We start from the raw sequence: 17,739 nt of genomic DNA, 5'->3' as shown, positions 1-17,739 counted from the left end.
GAGAGAACCAGCTATCTCCAAGTTCGTTTGGAATTTCTCCGCTACCCACACCTCATCCCCGCACTTTTCAACGTACGTGGGTTCGGTCCTCCAGTGCGTTTTACCGCACCTTCAACCTGGACATGGGTAGATCACATGGTTTCGGGTCTACGACTACATACTCAAACGCCCTATTCAGACTCGCTTTCGCTACGGCTCCGTCTCTTCAACTTAACCTCGCATGCAATCGTAACTCGCCGGTTCATTCTACAAAAGGCACGCCATCACCCATTAACGGGCTTTGACTTGTTGTAGGCACACGGTTTCAGGTTCTATTTCACTCCCCTTCCGGGGTGCTTTTCACCTTTCCCTCACGGTACTGGTTCACTATCGGTCACTAGGGAGTATTTAGCCTTGGGAGATGGTCCTCCCGGATTCCGACGGAATTCCTCGTGTTCCGCCGTACTCAGGATCCTCCTAGGTGCCTTCCAAATTTCATCTACGGGGCTTTCACCCTCTCTGACTGACTTTTCCAAGTCATTCGACTATCTGAAAGAACTACCATATTGGAGTCCTACAACCCCAATGAGCAAGCTCATTGGTTTGGGCTTTTCCCGTTTCGCTCGCCGCTACTCAGGGAATCGAATTTTCTTTCTCTTCCTGCAGGTACTTAGATGTTTCAGTTCTCTGCGTCTACCTCGTATACGCTATGTATTCACGTATACGTAACATCCTACAAAAGATGCTGGGTTCCCCCATTCGGAAATCTCTGGATCATAGCTTACGTACAGCTCCCCAAAGCATATCGGTGTTAGTCCCGTCCTTCATCGGCTCCTAGTGCCAAGGCATCCACCGTGCGCCCTTATTCACTTAACCTTATCAACCTTACGGTTGGGTTTTGATCTTTCTTCTAGCGATAGAAGTCCAATCAAGAAAAATAAGCAATTGAACTTATTAAAAAACTCATTCAACGCGGTGTTCTCGGTTTGTATTACTTACATTTTTACTTCAATATCCAGTTTTCAATGAACAAGTATATAACAACATACGTTGTTAATGGAGCCTAGCGGGATCGAACCGCTGACCTCCTGCGTGCAAAGCAGGCGCTCTCCCAGCTGAGCTAAGGCCCCGGGTTAAATTTTGAGTAGACCTCTCAAAACTGAACAAAGTATCGACAAACGTGTGTAGTCTCCGTAATATTCCTTAGAAAGGAGGTGATCCAGCCGCACCTTCCGATACGGCTACCTTGTTACGACTTCACCCCAATCATCTATCCCACCTTAGGCGGCTGGCTCCAAAAAGGTTACCTCACCGACTTCGGGTGTTACAAACTCTCGTGGTGTGACGGGCGGTGTGTACAAGGCCCGGGAACGTATTCACCGCGGCGTGCTGATCCGCGATTACTAGCGATTCCGGCTTCATGTAGGCGAGTTGCAGCCTACAATCCGAACTGAGAGAAGCTTTAAGAGATTAGCTTAGCCTCGCGACTTCGCGACTCGTTGTACTTCCCATTGTAGCACGTGTGTAGCCCAGGTCATAAGGGGCATGATGATTTGACGTCATCCCCACCTTCCTCCGGTTTGTCACCGGCAGTCTTGCTAGAGTGCCCAACTAAATGATGGCAACTAACAATAAGGGTTGCGCTCGTTGCGGGACTTAACCCAACATCTCACGACACGAGCTGACGACAACCATGCACCACCTGTCACTTTGCCCCCGAAGGGGAAGCTCTATCTCTAGAGTGGTCAAAGGATGTCAAGACCTGGTAAGGTTCTTCGCGTTGCTTCGAATTAAACCACATGCTCCACCGCTTGTGCGGGCCCCCGTCAATTCCTTTGAGTTTCAACCTTGCGGTCGTACTCCCCAGGCGGAGTGCTTAATGCGTTAGCTGCAGCACTGAAGGGCGGAAACCCTCCAACACTTAGCACTCATCGTTTACGGCGTGGACTACCAGGGTATCTAATCCTGTTTGCTCCCCACGCTTTCGAGCCTCAGCGTCAGTTACAGACCAGAGAGCCGCCTTCGCCACTGGTGTTCCTCCATATATCTACGCATTTCACCGCTACACATGGAATTCCACTCTCCTCTTCTGCACTCAAGTCTCCCAGTTTCCAATGACCCTCCCCGGTTGAGCCGGGGGCTTTCACATCAGACTTAAGAAACCGCCTGCGCTCGCTTTACGCCCAATAAATCCGGACAACGCTTGCCACCTACGTATTACCGCGGCTGCTGGCACGTAGTTAGCCGTGGCTTTCTGGTTAGATACCGTCAAGGGGTGAACAGTTACTCTCACCCTTGTTCTTCTCTAACAACAGAGTTTTACGATCCGAAAACCTTCTTCACTCACGCGGCGTTGCTCGGTCAGACTTTCGTCCATTGCCGAAGATTCCCTACTGCTGCCTCCCGTAGGAGTTTGGGCCGTGTCTCAGTCCCAATGTGGCCGATCACCCTCTCAGGTCGGCTATGCATCGTGGCCTTGGTGAGCCGTTACCTCACCAACTAGCTAATGCACCGCGGGTCCATCCATCAGCGGCACCGTAAAGCGCCTTTCAAAACGAAACCATGCGGTTTCGATTGTTATACGGTATTAGCACCTGTTTCCAAGTGTTATCCCCTTCTGATGGGCAGGTTACCCACGTGTTACTCACCCGTTCGCCACTCCTCTTTTCCCGGTGGAGCAAGCTCCGGTGGGAAAAGAAGCGTTCGACTTGCATGTATTAGGCACGCCGCCAGCGTTTGTCCTGAGCCAGGATCAAACTCTCATAATAAAAGTTAGAACAATCTTTCGATTGTTAAGCTCAATTGTTTGCTAGCATATTGCTTGCTTGTTAAAAATGTTTGTTGTCTTGAATTGAATCAAGACGCCCTACACATTTGGTTTGTCTTACTTTGTTCAGTTTTCAAAGGTCTACGTGATAATTGAAACACAACTGCCTCAACTTATCGTTTGTGATTGCCGTAGCAACTTTTATATCTTAGCAAACTCTCGGATGATTGTCAACTATTTTTTAAAAGTTTTTTCAACTCGTTTTTCACGAGGTCGTTTTAGCAACTCACTTATAATAACTTGTTGTTTGTTATTTGTCAACAACTTTTTTTATCTCTTCTTTTGTAGAGACAACATTCCTTGATGATTTTCTCAAACAACACTAGTTATATTAACATGTGTTTTTCTATTCGTCAAGCATTATTTAAAGTTTTATTTACACTATTAAAATCAGTAATAAACAAAAAACAACAAAAAAAAATATACCATTTATTCTATTTAGTTGTCAATCACTATTTCTGATAAATCTATCTGGTATACTTTCAATTTTGATCCTCTTTATAGTAGAAATACGAAAAAGTCGAAATGTTTTATTTTGGAATATACGATTTGCCTCTTACACTTTTTGCTAGTTATCACTAGTTTCTTTACGAAAAATATGCAACGCGCCTTTGGTAATAAGCCAAAAAACCAGAGAACAGGTAAGTGAGATTTTGATTCTTTGGCTTGTTACTAAGGAAAAACCGATGATCCCAATTGCCTTTTTCAGTATGTAACACAATTGGATACAGTCTATTCATGTAAAATCAATTGCTCCATCAATCGTTGATCGTAGCCAACAAACAGCGCATCATCGATGATGATCAAAGGACGTCTTAAAAGATGACGTTGCGTTTTGCACAAAAATAGAAGTTGATCTTCCTGTTTTTTTGGAAGTCCAGCTTTAATTTTTTTGAATTCAAATGACCATGTAGTAAATAATTGTTCAATATGTGCATTTTCAAAACTACATAACTCTTTGACTTCTTTATTACTTAAAGCTCTACTTTCTAGATCAACAAATTGATAAGATAAGTTCTTTTTCTCTAACCATTGTATGGCTTTAACCGTTATGGTGCAATTCGTTGAACTATAGATTTTGATATTCACAACGTCTCCTCCTATTCTTACGAATACAAGACACTATGTTTCATATAAATCAAGTTTCTTGCGACACCTCGTATTTCTCTAGGAATAAATGCTCGTATTTCATCTTCATTGAATCCAATCAATACTCTTTTTTCATCAAGTAGAATCGGACGTCTAAGTAAAGATGGGTATTCTTTGAACAAGCGGATGATTTCTTTTAAGGATAAATCATTAAAATCGATCCCTAATTTCTCATAAACTTTTGAACGAGTAGAAATAATATCTTCGACTCCACCTTCTGTTGCGGCCAATATTTGTCGTATCTCATTTTCTGACAGAGGTTCTGCAAAGATATTCTTTTCTTCAAAATTAAGATGATTCGTTTGTAACCATGCTTTGGCCTTTCTGCAAGATGTACAGCTAGGCGAAGTGTATAGTTTTATCATTTTCTCACTCCTTTTTAATTGTAATCCCATTCTAAACGTAATATCAAAATAATGCCAGTCATACGCTATCCCCAAAATAAATAAAATTTGTTTTTGTTCATAAAATCGTTATTTAAACAATCAATTAAAGGTTATATTCTTTTTATAAACAACGGTTATTTAAAATTTACATAAATAATTATAGTTATTTATTTTTTTGAATAAAAAAGCAAAGCAAGTGTATTTTTACTCGCTTTGCTTTTCGTCATTTATTTGATTTTTTTACCTTTACAACCTGTTTCTTTAATAAAACGTGAAGGTTTTAATTTTCTTTTCCCTTTAAACTCAGGTACACATAAATAAAGACGATTCCTTGCTCTAGTCATTGCGACATAAAAAAGACGTCTCTCTTCCTCAATCGTCGTTAATGGTTCGATTTTCAACTCACTTTTCAGTCTTTTGTCTTTTGCTACCGCACCATTGTAAGGAATCACCCCTTCATTACAACCGATTAAAAAGACGTTACGATAACTTAAACCTTTGCTTTTATGAATACTCTGGATACATAAGGCATCTAGTTTCCCCTTACGATAAGCAATCAACCTTGTTTTCAGTTCTGCTGCAATTCCTTGGATCTCAAGATACAATTTTTTCAATTGCGGGATCGTTGGATATTGTCTGACAGTCTCCAGCAACCATTCTTTGTCACCTTGCTCGATTTCTTTATTCGGTCTTGGCAACCGACAATAGGCCTCAATCAGTGAAACACATGACCGCTTCGTTGGTTGATCAAATGTTTCTAGCGCGCTTACAAATGTCTTTAGTTCTTTTTCTCTAGCTTCTAAATTAGGCCGCCGTTTTAAAATATAAGCGACAATATCTTGGTCACTGTTTTTATTAGAGAAAAATTGGTCACATTCATTTGTTTTCAGATAACAATTAATCATCAACTGTCGTAACAACTGCTGGTGTGCTTGCACTTTTATCGGTGTTGCCGCATCATACCAACCGATAAACTTTTGATAAAATTGATAAAAAAGCTTAATTCCATAGATTCCCGCATATTGGGTATCTGCTTCTAGTACAAATGGAATATCTGTTTGGATCAAACGTTGCACCAATGCTTGTGTTTGTGATAATGAGCGATATAAAATAATAGATTCTTTGTATTTTCCTTTGTCTTCTATAAAAGCATATACTTGCTGAATCAACCAGTCACTTTCCTCTTGTACCGTTTTAAATGATAATGCCTGTAATACGCCTGGTTCCTTTTGTGCTGGTACCATCGCTTTAGGTATGCGATCCTCTTTATTGTACGTGATCAATCGATTAGCTCCTTGAACGATCGACGCTCGCGAACGATAATTGGTCAATAGAAAGAGTGTTTTTGTTGGATATTCTTTTTCAAACTGTTTGATATAATCAGGTTCTGATCCTCTAAAGCCATAGATACTTTGATCATCATCTCCAACGATGATCAACTTGATTGGCGAGTCTTTCGTAATCAACTGAACGATTGCCCATTGCAAAGGATTCGTGTCTTGAAACTCGTCGATAAACAAGTAATCGTATTTTTGACCTACATATCTTCTGACATTTACATGAGAGAGGGCATTTTTCAAATTTTGTAGAACATCATTGAATTCAAAAAGTCGTTGCTTTTGTTTTTCTTCATATAGTTCAGTCATTAATTGATCCATACGCTCAGAGATAGGTTGACGTGGGTCTTTTTCAATGGAATCAAATCTCTTTTTGATCAATTGGATGATCTCCTGTTGGGAGAGATTCATGTTTTGCCAATAATCCAATCGGTTAGCAATCGTTTTCTCACCATACTGATCGAAAGAATATAGTTGATATTTTTTTATTAGTTTCTGCAGTAAAAGATTTACTTTATATGGTGTGTCTTTAGAAAACTCACCTTGAATCCCTTCGGCAGAAAGATCCGGAAACTGCCGTTTGATATCACTGTACAGACGATAAAAAATACTATGAAAAGTTCCGATCGTTACATTCGTTTTTCTTTGACTAAAATTATCCACCCGTTTTTTCAATTCATTGGCAGCATTTCGAGTAAAGGTAATCATTAAGATCCTTTGCTCTTCTACTTGTTCTTCATTCATCAGATATACAGCTTTCGCACATATCGTTTGTGTTTTTCCACTTCCTGCACCTGCAATGATTCGTAAGTGTTTGCTCATATCATAAGTGATTGCTGCTTTTTGTTCATTATTGAATCGATTATAAGAACGCTTCTCAATATGTTCAAAAAATGATTCATTTGGCTGTTCTTCCTCATGTTGTTCTTCTACCAACCCTGGTGCTTCCCCATATGCAGCTTCATAACTAGCAATTATTTCTTCTTGCATTCGAAAAATTTGTTGGAGCTTTTTATATTTTCTTTCCCAATGGCTGATTTCTCTTTGCAATCGAAGAATTTCTTTCTCATTTTCTTGATTGATCATCTTCCCCATCTTTCTTTTATTTATTTTCTACTCCATTTATTTTCTTTATACTACCAGACCTTTACAAAAAATAAAATGGGGCTTCACCCTTTTACGATCGTGGTCTTAGGAAGAAACAAAAGAAACTCTACTATCAACTGATGTATTTGATGAGTTCCTAAAACTACATGAGAACCCCAAAAAAGCAAAACCCACTTTTCCTTTACCTTTCAAAGGAAAAATAGCCAGTCAAATCCAAAAATGATTTTCCATCATTCAAGATTTGACTGGCTATTTATCAAAATACTATTTTTCATTCATGAACAGTTACTATTAGTAGCTGTACTCTTTCACTGCACTTGACTTACGAACGACTAATTGCCAGTGTAAATTGTGTGCAGTTTCATTGTCTTCATCTGCGCAATTGAGAACACGAACCATCAAACTATTCTCATAGATTTTTTCAATTTCTGCTTCAATTGGAGAACAAAATAAATCTGATACAAATGCGTACGTTTTACCGACTTCAAATAGATTTTCATTTTCCATGCTATTTCCTCCATTATGTTGTGCATACGGCACAACTTCTTTTGATAAAATTTCGAATCTGTTACCTTTATTGACAAACCCACCTTCTTAAAGGCTTGCATTTTAACATAGAAACTACCTTGTTGTTGATATCAGAAGGCAACAACAAAAGGGGAAGGGGAGTTGCTGCCTTCTATTAAGAAGTTGGTAAAACAAAAATATAAGAACGTGTCACTTACATTTATCTTCGCAACCTCTACTAATTTTTAACATAAATTTTTAAACATAACACAGAAATATCATAAAAAGTTCTTTTGGCATCAAAACTGTTAAATAATCTCACTCTTTTTTGGTATAATCGTACGTTTAGTTGAAAATTTAAAGATGATTTGATAGTTTTACAGGAAATTTTTTAATTATTTAGAGATAAACATGTCTTTTATTTTTTACATAAGAAAAAGCTTTTCATTCTTATATAACAAATATGTTACAAAATTCACTTAGTTAACGATTTTGATGTCAAAACGTCCTTTTATGAATCGAAAAACTTTTTTTATGTCTTTTCGCTTATTATAGTATTCGGAGGTACGTATAGAGATGAAAAATAAAGTGGTAAATCGAATATTGGCAATATTATTCAACGGAAAACAAGATGAAGAAGATATGACTTACATCCAAGTGAAGTTTGCTCTGGAAGTTTTGCTGAACAATCTTGGAAAACTTGCTGTCGTTTTTGTATTTTCTTTATTGACAGGCACGTGGGCAGAAACAGGAATGACTTTCCTTTCATATATCTGTATTCGCAGATATGCTTACGGTCTCCATTCCGATTCTGAATTTGTTTGCTTACTTTGGACTTTGCTTTATTTGTGGGGGGTTCCCTTAGTAATGAAACATTATCAATTGACTTTCTCTTTCCCTATGATGGTCCTTTTGTTAATTGTTTGTTTTTTCCTTTTGCTTCGCTATGGATCAAGAGGCACAGCCCTTAACCCAATTGCACCAGAGAAACGCCCACCCCTACTAAAAAAAGCAATTTTCATGTATCTTTTATTTGCAGTACTCACATTATTTTTCTCTGCTTCTTACTTTTCTACCTATTTACTACTTGGGATTATTTTAGAAATAGCTACGTTGCTTCCAGTTACAAATTACATGATGAATATTGGAGGAATTTTTTATGAAAAAAACAATCGTTAAACAATTAACTAACCTTTCTGATTTCTTTGTATCTGGCTGCTGCTTCGGTATGAGCTCAGAATTTAAAATACCTGAAAAATTAAAAAAATAATAATATAAATATGCTATAATTTGGGAAAACGCAATGGGAGCTGTGCTTTATGTTTTTGTGGTCCATAGCCTTGCAATATCTGATTTACACAAGTTCTATCTTAATCATCAATTCCCAAATTAAAAATAAATACCTATTTTCTACGTTTAGTCTCTTGGCAGCAGCCCTGTTGGGAATACTTTACCCGATTTTAGGTATTTTTTCTGCACTTGTCGCAATTGCCATGTTGAGTCTACTTTTCTTTTTCTTTTCGTCCTCGCGCCAACATATGATCTACGCATTACCTTTGGGATTATTAGCTTCCATTTTAGGCGATCATTTGACGAGCGTTGCGGATTTTTTAGTATTGGAATCTGCTGTCATTGAACCTGGAGATGCATTACAATATTTCCATATAACTGTATCAGCGATTTTATCTTTATTATTTGCGTATGGATTCAAAAAGTTTTTAGATAATTGGTCCGCTAGTGTTGACCGTCGAATGATTGGTACAATCGGTTCATTGGTTTTACTTACCTACTATATCATTATTTTTTATACACGATTTTCTGGTGAAACGCCAAAAGTACTAGCATTAAATACGAGCTTTTTTATCCTTTATCTGTGTGTCGGCCTAATTATCTTGATTTACTATTGGAAAATATCAAATAAAAAGATGGCAGATCAATTATTGGAACAACGCATCCAATTGCAGCAAGATTACATTAGAGATCTAGAAAAAAATTATCAAGAGCTTAGAGAGTTTAAACACGATTATCAAAATCTGTTGTTTTCTTTGAATAGTTATATTTCTGAAGGCGATCTTGAGGGCTTACAAAAATATTATAACCAAACGATTTTACCTACACGTGAAATGATGAATCTCTTCCCAGCAAATCTTAGCTTACTAGACAAAATGAAGGTACCTGAAATAAGAAGTCTATTCTCTTTAAAATTAATGATGGCACAAGAAAAAGGTATCTCTGTCCAATTGACCGTTCCAGATGAAATCGTCATTGGTAAAAAATATACGATCAATTTGGTAAGAATGCTTGGTATTATTCTTGATAATGCAATCGAAGGTGCAACAGTAACCAAAAAGAAAAAAATCGAAGTACTGATCATCAAGAAAAAACAGTCGTTGATGATACGTGTCATCAACACTACTACGAATACGTTTCCATTGAGTAAGTTAAAACAAAAAGGCTTCTCGACGAAAACAAATCCCAAAAATGAAGGATTAGGTTTATTTATTCTTGATGAGTTAACAAAAACGAATCCTTATCTTTTTCTTGAAACATCGATTGAGAATCAGCGATTTTCACAAACAATCCATATACAATTAAAGGAGTAATTTTATGATTCCCATTTACATTTGTGAAGACGATCCGAAACAACTGGAAGTCATCTCTACAGTAATCAAGAATCGGATCATGATTGAAAATTTGGATAGTTATGTCCATATTGCAACTTCTGATCCTATTGAACTCCTCAATGCAGCAAGGATACGTACGTCTTCTTTTGGTATTTATTTTTTGGATATCGAACTGAAAGACAGTGAATTAGATGGCATTGCCATTGGAAAACGAGTACGTGACTTGGACTCGCTTGGAAAAATCATTTATGTTACTTCACACACCGATCTTTCCATGACGATTTTGAAAAGCAACATTGAGCCGACTGATTATATCATCAAAGAAGATATTTTTGATCTTAAAGAAAATGTTGAACGTATCTTAAGTAAAATATTCGAAGATTTCCAAACTGCGCCATTACAAAAGGATATTTTTAGAATTGAATTCAATGATGAAATCAAATTTTTACCTATTCGAGATATCCAATACTTTTCTACTGCTCAAGGTACTCCTCATAAACTGGAGGTCCATTTGACACATGCCCAAATGCAGTTTTACGAGAAGATAAAAGATATCGAAAAGAAAAGTCAACACTTTATCCGCTGTCACAAATCTTATGTCATCAATACCCAAAATGTCCAAACAATCAATAAGAAAACACGAGAAGTGACTCTATCCAACGGGGAAGTGATCCCTGTTTCGATTCGTGGGCTAAAGAAGTTGATTTCTTGAAAGACAACAAAATAAATAATTTCTTTTTAATAAAGAAACGAAGAATGAATGAAAAAGTCGTAAAATCCTCTTTTCCATTCATTCTTCGTTTTTTAGTATCGTTTAATGCGCGATCATTTCTTGCGCGATTTCTTTTCCAGTCATTTCTTCCGGATAGAAAGTTGGCCAATTGTCCATTTCTTCTAGTAAAGCTTCTTGGCTTTCATTTCCTAGATAGATATGGAAATGGTCTGATTTGGTAGGCGCAATCGAGTGGTCACTGAATTGTACATACTTGAACGCACCAGAATCAGGATCTTCTGCTTCAAACAAGAAACGGACACCGCGATTACCTGCTGAATAGTTCAAGATTTCTTTACCAGCATAACGGTATTTCGATTCTTTAACTTCGCCATCCTTGAAAGTAAAGATCATCGTATCATCTTTGATCTCAATTTTTTCGACATCTGTTTTGTAGCCTATTTCATAGTATTCACGATACTCTTCAGCTGTCATATCTGGATTTGTTTTGGCTTTATATTCAAATACTTGATCAAACGTTCCATCTGCCATATACGTATCGACAGTTTGCCAGATACCATTCCAATCTGATAACGGGCGATCTTGGACCTCTGAATCTTCAAAATAACCATTATAAACTGTTTTTTCTTTTTCAGTTTTCAATGTATCTTCTAATGGATTTTCAGTATCCGTAGTTTTTTGGAGCGCTTTTAAGTTTGCTTCCATGATTGAAATGTACGTTTCACCGTTATCCATTTGCTCTTTTGTCAATCCTTCTAAAGGATTCAATACTGCTAACGATACGCCTGCTTCAGTAGCTAAAGTACGAGCGATACTGTCTTTGGCATTCTCTTCAAAATAGATATATTCAATCCCATGGTCTTCAACAAATTCTTTTAACTCGGCAATTCTTGCAGCAGAAGGTTCTTCACTTGAAGAAAGACCGGCAATTGGTACTTGATTAAGACCATATTCTAGAGCTAAATAATTGAACGCAGCGTGTTGGGTCACAAATGATTTTTGTTTTGCTTGACCTAATGTTTCTTTAAAAGTGTTGTGTAGCGTTTCTAATTCTTCTAAATAAGAGGCAGCATTTTCAGTGAATGCTTCTTCTTTTTCAGGATATGCCTCAATCAATTGGTCACGAATCGTTTCTACTTGCTTCATCGCTAGATTAGGAGCTAACCAAACATGTGGATCTAATTCATGTGAATGACCGTTGTCTCCGTGATCGTGATCATGGTCGTGGTCATCCGCATGATCATCGTGATCATGGTCTTCATGATCGTGGTCTTCATCGTCATGATCGTGGTGATGGCAATGACCATCCCCAGGCAATAACAACATTCCTTCTGTTGCTTTGATTGGAAGTACATCGCCCTCTTTTAAAGTATGTTCAATTGCTGGAACCCAAGTTTCCATATTTTCATCATTATAAACAAAAACATCAGCATTTTGGATTTTTGCCATATCTCTTGCAGAAGGTTCGTAGTCATGTGAATCTGTTCCAGCTGGAATCAATAATTCAACATTTCCCTCCTCACCAACTACTTGCTTCGTAAATTCGTACATTGGATAAAATGTCGTCATTACATTCAAGTTTTCATCATTTTGTGCATTTGTATTTGTTGCAGTATCTCCTGTGCCACAACTTGCAAGGATCCCTGTCAACAGTAATCCTCCTACCACCTTGATCCAACGTTTCATTTTATTCGCTCCTTCTCATCTTCTTTCTCTATTTGATTACGATTAATAAATGCAAATCGTAATAGTTACGTTTTAGCAACAGGAATTAATTTAGCATAGAATCAAACCAACCGTCAAGCATTATTACTAAATTTATTTTATTATCGAAATTCGATTGATTTTTCAACTGTATCATTTTCTTTTTATACCCGTTTCAGATTATAATAACTTGGAGTAGGACAAGGTTGTGAAAGAAGCGTTTTGACCTGAGCAGTAAGATGGAAAATCAGAAAATAGCTTTCCATATTTTTTGATTTTTCATCTTACTGTTGAAGGTCAGCTTTTCGAACACCGTTTATTAGGTTGTGAGAAAGATGTTCAGCTCCAAGTAGTAAGACAGAATTTGAGAAAATAGCTTCTCATATTTTTCACCGTTTGGCTGACTATTAAAAAGGCTTCATTCGATCTCAATAGTTGCTTCGTGAGAATAGCCCAACCCAAAAATCAACTACTTATTTCAAGAGAAAGGAGAACTATCGTGGAAAAAAAACCGAAAGAATCTTCCCGACTGATTCGTTTTTTAGGAGGGAAAACTTCGTATTACGTTCTAGGATTACTTGTGATGATCGCGTTGGTCATTTACTTTTTCCAAAAGATTGCTTTTATATTCAAACCACTGGTTGTCATTTTTATCACGACTTTACCACCAGTCCTTTTTGCTTTGGTCTTATATTATTTATTAGAACCTTTGATCAAACGTCTCAGCAAGAAACTCTCACGTAATCTGTCAGTCATTTTAGTTTTTGTTATTATTTTATTGCTGATTGGCTTAGGAGGTGTCTGGCTATTTCCGTTTTTAGAACAGCAAGCAACCACATTGATTCAACAACTACCTGACCTATTCCAAGATTTCCAACAAACGTTGAAGGACTTTTTAGCACAGACACCATTTTCTGACTCGTTCAATCAATTCTTTGCATCGATTGATGATTTCACCGATAACTTTACTTCATTCATCGGTAACTATTGGCAGAGCGGTGCTGAAAGTCTAGGAAATCTATTCTCAGCGGTCACAACGACCTTTATCACTTTATTTACTGGTCCGATCATTGCCTTTTTCCTTTTAAAAGATCCGCACAATTTTTATCAATCGGTCTTAGGTATCGTTCCACCAAAATTTCGCACAGATTTTCGGACTTTGACTAAAATTGCGAACCAACAATTAGGTGCTTTCTTAAAAGGACAAATCATCGCTTCTTTCATTCTAGGCGCCGTTTACTGGGTAACTTTCTTATTGATTGGCTTAGAATTTGCAAGTATTCTGGCTATCGCTGCTGGTTTATTATGTATTATTCCTTATATCGGTCCATTCATCGCTTTCTTTCCGGGACTATTCATTGCTTTTCAAGATTCGACTTTCATGGCTGTAAAATTTGTGATCGTCTGGTTCGTTGTCCAGTTGCTTCACGGAGATCTTGTGGTCCCTCGTGTGATGGGTGATCGGTTACAGATCCACCCCATCACGATTTTGATTGTCTTATTAGTCATGGGAGATCTTCTAGGAATCATGGGCGTCATTTTTGGTATTCCGATCTATACATTGATCAAACTACTCGTTGTTTTTCTCTTTAGAAAATTCAAACAGCGTTACAATAAGTTTTATGGGGATCAAGGAGTTTATCAAAAAGCTGATTTTTCAGAGAAGGATTACTTTAAGTAACAAAAAAGGATAGGCGTGAGACATGAGTCCACTCCTATCTTAAAAAAACTATACGGTATTCATCGAGCAACATTTCAGAGATAAGCAAATCCCATAAATAAGCAGCAAAAGCTATTCATGCTTTTGCTGCTTATTTTTCAAACTATTCGTTTGTCACAGTCTCTACTTTCCTTGCACTAATAGTGCGACTGCTTGATAAGGCTGTAACTTCATTTCTTTTTCAACTGTCGTTGGGTAGTTACTGATCAATACTTCCGCACCTACAAATTCTTCCGGTAATTCCACCGACGTTTCTTTCGCGTAAAAATTGGTCAGAACTAATAATTTTTGATGATCGGTTTGTCTAAGATAACCATAGACTTGTGGATGCTCAGGTGCATAGGCTTTGTAGTCACCATTAGCAATCACTGGATATGTTTTTCTTAGTTGGATCAGTCTTTGGTAATAGGCAAAAATCGACTGTTCTTGCTTTTGCTCGTTTGCTACATTAATTGTTTGGTGCTTCGATGCTAAAGGTAACCAAGGTGTCCCTGACGTGAAGCCAGCTTGTGGTTCATCTGTCCACTGCATCGGTGTGCGTGAGTTATCTCGTGACTTTGCTTTAATTCGTCGAAAGGCTTCTTCTGGCGTGAATCCTTGTTCTTGTAACAGGTTATATGCGTTTAAGCTTTCAATGTCCCGGTAGTCAGAAATCGAATCGAAGTCAGGATCGATCATCCCGATTTCTTCTCCCATATAGATATACGGAGTACCTCGATTTAAATGGATCATCGTGGCCAACATCTCTGCCCCTTGTTTACGGTACTGTTCGACATCGACAAAACGATTTAAGGCACGTGGTTGGTCATGGTTATTCAAAAATAGTGCATTCCAGCCATTTCCTGCGCTCATTTCTTCTCCCCAAGTATGGAACAAACGCTTTAACTCTTCAAAATCAAATGGCGGAGTTGTCCATTTATTGCCATTTTCATAATCGACTTTCAAATGGTGGAAATTAAATACCATTGACAATTCATTTCGTTCAGGTGACGTATATAAAAGACAGTTTTCGATAGTCGTTGAACTCATTTCTCCTACCGTTATGATTTCAGGGTCTTGGCCAAACGTTTCTTTATTTAAGCGTTGTAAATACGTATGAGTAATTGGTTTATCTGTGTACTCGGCTTTCCCTTCATTTTCCGCGTTGTTTTTCAGTTCCTCGTCTTTTCCGATCACGTTGATTACATCAAAACGGAACCCTTTGACACCTTTATCCATCCAAAAACGAACAACTTTGAATAATTCTTGTTGGACTGCTTCATTACGCCAATTCAAATCAGCTTGCGTTTTATCATACAAGTGTAAATAGTACTTCCCTGTTTCGCCGAATGGCGCCCAAGCGTTTCCACCGAATTTTGATACCCAATCTGTTGGTTCATCTCTTAAAATAAAGAAATCTTGATAATACTTATCTCCAGCTAATGCTTTTTGGAACCATTCATGTTCAATAGAGACATGGTTCAATACCATATCTAGCATGATGTCGATCTGATATTTTTTTGCTTCAGCGACTAGCTCTTCAAAATCAGCCATCGTACCGAATAATGGATCGATTGCTTGATAATCAGAGATATCATACCCATTGTCTTTTTGCGGGCTTGGGTAAAAGGGGTTCAACCAAATCATATCAATGCCCAATTCATTTAAATAAGGTAATTTTTCTTTGACTCCTGGTAAATCACCAATCCCATCACCATTCGTGTCACGATATGACTTGGGATAAATCTGATAAATCACTTTTTCTGTAAACGCCATAAGCCTGTACCTCCAGCTGTTTTTTAACTTATATATACAAGTTGATAATCCAATTATATATGAAACGTAAGCGTTTGTAAATCAATGACGCTAGGAAATGTGTGCCATCATTTTCCCAGCAAATATTTTACGTTAAATCGATCATTCACGCCGCGCTCAATTCATTTAACTATTTATTTTTTTACAAATTCCTTTTTCAAGAAAATAAATTCTTTTAGTTATGTTATATTTAAGTATAGGGTCGTGATATAAATCAGCTTGTAGCATCTAAAATCGATTGAACAGTCTTCAAGTAACATGCTTTTTCCATACATACCCTAAACGATAAAAAGCCAAAAAGCGGAGGATCTCTACTATGACTTTTTTAAAACGTTCCAAATTATTTGCAACACTTGTTTTACTTAGCTTGACAGGAATCACTATTTTTATTTTTTCTAAGATCACTTTTATTTTCAGGCCACTCGAAGCGATCATGGCAAGTATCTTCTTGCCAATCTTGATTTCAGTTTTCGTATTTTATATTTTTCTTCCAATATACAATCAACTCCTCAAATATATAAAATCAAGAACGCTTGCGGTCACACTGATGATGCTACTGATTTTGTTAACTGTGTATTTGACCGTACAAGTGATTTTACCGATCATTATTTTGGAAATCAGTAAATTTATCGGTCAGGTTCCTCAAATTCTTTATGTTTTGGCAGAGAATCTAGATGGTTCCTTATTAGAAGAACGCTTGCTCCCATTTATTGATACACTGGAATTGAACCAATTGACACGTTTTGTTTTACAATTTGTTTCAGGTGCCACTTCAAGTTTAGTCAATGTATTCGAAATCGTTTCGCGCTCTGCGATCATTCTCTTTACGATTCCACTCTTACTGATTTATATGTTCAAAGATGGCGACAGGATTCCAGCTATATTGACACGCTACACGCCTAAGAAATTCCATCAGTTAGTCAGAGATTGGTGCCATGATTTCCATTTAGCAGCTTCGACCTATATTAGTGGCAAGCTTTTAGTCTGCACGTATGTAGGTGTGGGGAGTTATCTTGTTTTTAAAGTATTAGGCTTGCCAAATGCGTTATTACTTGCCTTGATTTGTGGATTGATGGATATCATTCCTTATTTTGGTCCGTTTATTGGTGCTGCACCGGCTTTACTGTACGCATTAAGTCAAGACGTTAAAACAGCCTTACTCTTAGTAGCTTTCATCACCTTGATTCAATTTGGTGAATCTTACTTGGTGTCTCCTCTAGTGATGAATAAGATGATTCATATCCATCCAATTGCGACTGTTTTTCTTTTACTTGTCGCTGGGAACTTGTTTGGCTTATTAGGAATGATCCTCGTATTGCCGACGTATACGATCATTCGGGAGATGATCCGTAGCTTTATTCGCTTTAAGAACACTACTGATACAGCTAATTCAACTCATCCAACTGAATAATCCTAGGGATAAACGGGGAAATTTACCGTTTATCCTTTTTTTGCTTTGCCCCGAGGCTCTCTTTATCTATTCTCCTCTATTTTTCAACAAAAAAACCGTTTATTGCGATCTTCTTTTTCAAGAATAAGCAATAAACGGATCAGAACTATCGTTTGATCTATTCTGTTGGTTCATCGATGAAACGTTGGACCTTCATCTTCAACTGATATTTTTTTCGTAATTCAGCAATCTCCACCATCATCTCTGATTTGTGGTGACGATCGATTGCTTCTTGATTTGTCCAGCGATCCACCAATAAGATCGATTCAGCATCTTCTAAAGGAATAAAATACTCATAACGTTCATTTCCTTCTTGCGCACGAATGCGTTCGACGATTCCTCGCTCTGTCATTTCTTGGGCAAATGCTTTTGCATTGCCTTCTTTACCGCTATATAGGATATTCACAGTAATACTCATCTTA

General features: G+C 37.6%; 12 protein-coding genes, 1 tRNA gene and 2 rRNA genes (1 of these 15 running past the window's edge). 5 read left to right on the top strand and 10 right to left on the bottom strand.

The window, feature by feature from the left end:
• From IGJ95_RS02590 to IGJ95_RS02560, 7 genes are all read right to left on the bottom strand, one after another.
• A 23S ribosomal RNA gene (locus tag IGJ95_RS02590) occupies positions 1 to 855 on the bottom strand (it extends 2,060 nt beyond the left edge of the window).
• A 181-nt stretch (positions 856 to 1,036) separates the two neighbouring features.
• Positions 1,037 to 1,109 (bottom strand) — tRNA-Ala (locus IGJ95_RS02585).
• 77 nt (positions 1,110 to 1,186) lie between these two features.
• Positions 1,187 to 2,747 (bottom strand): 16S ribosomal RNA (locus IGJ95_RS02580).
• The 16S and 23S rRNA genes sit together here with 1 tRNA gene alongside, the layout of an rRNA operon.
• A gap of 791 nt (positions 2,748 to 3,538) precedes the next feature.
• Complete coding sequence (locus tag IGJ95_RS02575; protein ID WP_023519089.1) at positions 3,539 to 3,895, bottom strand: ArsC/Spx/MgsR family protein; 357 nt, start codon at positions 3,893 to 3,895, stop codon at positions 3,539 to 3,541.
• A gap of 17 nt (positions 3,896 to 3,912) precedes the next feature.
• Positions 3,913 to 4,320, bottom strand: a complete 408-nt coding sequence (gene spx / locus IGJ95_RS02570) for a transcriptional regulator Spx (RefSeq protein WP_438761408.1) — start codon at positions 4,318 to 4,320, stop codon at positions 3,913 to 3,915.
• 248 nt (positions 4,321 to 4,568) lie between these two features.
• On the bottom strand, positions 4,569 to 6,773 hold the full coding sequence (locus tag IGJ95_RS02565; RefSeq protein ID WP_153829897.1) for an ATP-dependent helicase: 2,205 nt from the start codon (positions 6,771 to 6,773) through the stop codon (positions 4,569 to 4,571).
• 303 nt (positions 6,774 to 7,076) lie between these two features.
• Positions 7,077 to 7,292, bottom strand: coding sequence for a hypothetical protein (locus tag IGJ95_RS02560; protein ID WP_010736344.1), 216 nt, complete (start codon positions 7,290 to 7,292; stop codon positions 7,077 to 7,079).
• 576 nt (positions 7,293 to 7,868) lie between these two features.
• On the opposite strand from IGJ95_RS02560, the gene IGJ95_RS02555 reads away from it, so the two are divergent.
• The 3 genes from IGJ95_RS02555 to IGJ95_RS02545 all read left to right on the top strand — a co-directional run bounded on the left by IGJ95_RS02555 (position 7,869) and on the right by IGJ95_RS02545 (position 10,628).
• The gene (locus tag IGJ95_RS02555; RefSeq protein WP_010736345.1) at positions 7,869 to 8,471 is read left to right on the top strand and encodes an accessory gene regulator B family protein; all 603 of its coding nucleotides are present in this window, start codon (positions 7,869 to 7,871) and stop codon (positions 8,469 to 8,471) included.
• Positions 8,472 to 8,611: 140 nt separating this feature from the next.
• On the top strand, positions 8,612 to 9,895 hold the full coding sequence (locus IGJ95_RS02550; RefSeq protein WP_019723361.1) for a sensor histidine kinase: 1,284 nt from the start codon (positions 8,612 to 8,614) through the stop codon (positions 9,893 to 9,895).
• A gap of 4 nt (positions 9,896 to 9,899) precedes the next feature.
• Complete coding sequence (locus tag IGJ95_RS02545) at positions 9,900 to 10,628, top strand: LytR/AlgR family response regulator transcription factor (RefSeq protein WP_010736348.1); 729 nt, start codon at positions 9,900 to 9,902, stop codon at positions 10,626 to 10,628.
• A gap of 102 nt (positions 10,629 to 10,730) precedes the next feature.
• Here the strand turns inward: IGJ95_RS02545 and IGJ95_RS02540 are convergent, their stop codons facing one another.
• On the bottom strand, positions 10,731 to 12,335 hold the full coding sequence (locus IGJ95_RS02540) for a zinc ABC transporter substrate-binding protein AdcA (RefSeq protein ID WP_153829898.1): 1,605 nt from the start codon (positions 12,333 to 12,335) through the stop codon (positions 10,731 to 10,733).
• A gap of 517 nt (positions 12,336 to 12,852) precedes the next feature.
• On the opposite strand from IGJ95_RS02540, the gene IGJ95_RS02535 reads away from it, so the two are divergent.
• Positions 12,853 to 14,034: an AI-2E family transporter gene (locus tag IGJ95_RS02535; protein WP_010736350.1), complete on the top strand. Its 1,182-nt coding sequence runs from the start codon at positions 12,853 to 12,855 to the stop codon at positions 14,032 to 14,034.
• Positions 14,035 to 14,196: 162 nt separating this feature from the next.
• Here IGJ95_RS02535 and treC read toward each other — a convergent pair whose 3' ends face one another.
• The gene (gene treC / locus IGJ95_RS02530; protein WP_023519084.1) at positions 14,197 to 15,828 is read right to left on the bottom strand and encodes an alpha,alpha-phosphotrehalase; all 1,632 of its coding nucleotides are present in this window, start codon (positions 15,826 to 15,828) and stop codon (positions 14,197 to 14,199) included.
• 355 nt (positions 15,829 to 16,183) lie between these two features.
• Between treC and IGJ95_RS02525 the strand changes: the two genes are divergently transcribed.
• Positions 16,184 to 17,278 (top strand): AI-2E family transporter, encoded by a 1,095-nt coding sequence (locus IGJ95_RS02525; protein ID WP_019723357.1) that lies wholly within the window; start codon positions 16,184 to 16,186, stop codon positions 17,276 to 17,278.
• 157 nt (positions 17,279 to 17,435) lie between these two features.
• On the opposite strand, the gene IGJ95_RS02520 is transcribed toward IGJ95_RS02525, so the two are convergent.
• On the bottom strand, positions 17,436 to 17,735 hold the full coding sequence (locus IGJ95_RS02520; RefSeq protein ID WP_010736353.1) for an antibiotic biosynthesis monooxygenase family protein: 300 nt from the start codon (positions 17,733 to 17,735) through the stop codon (positions 17,436 to 17,438).
• Positions 17,736 to 17,739: the final 4 nt, after the last annotated feature.

The organism is Enterococcus sp. AZ156, assembly GCF_051714165.1.
Classification (GTDB): domain Bacteria; phylum Bacillota; class Bacilli; order Lactobacillales; family Enterococcaceae; genus Enterococcus_B; species Enterococcus_B pernyi.
This window is presented reverse-complemented; position numbering and strand designations above follow the sequence as displayed.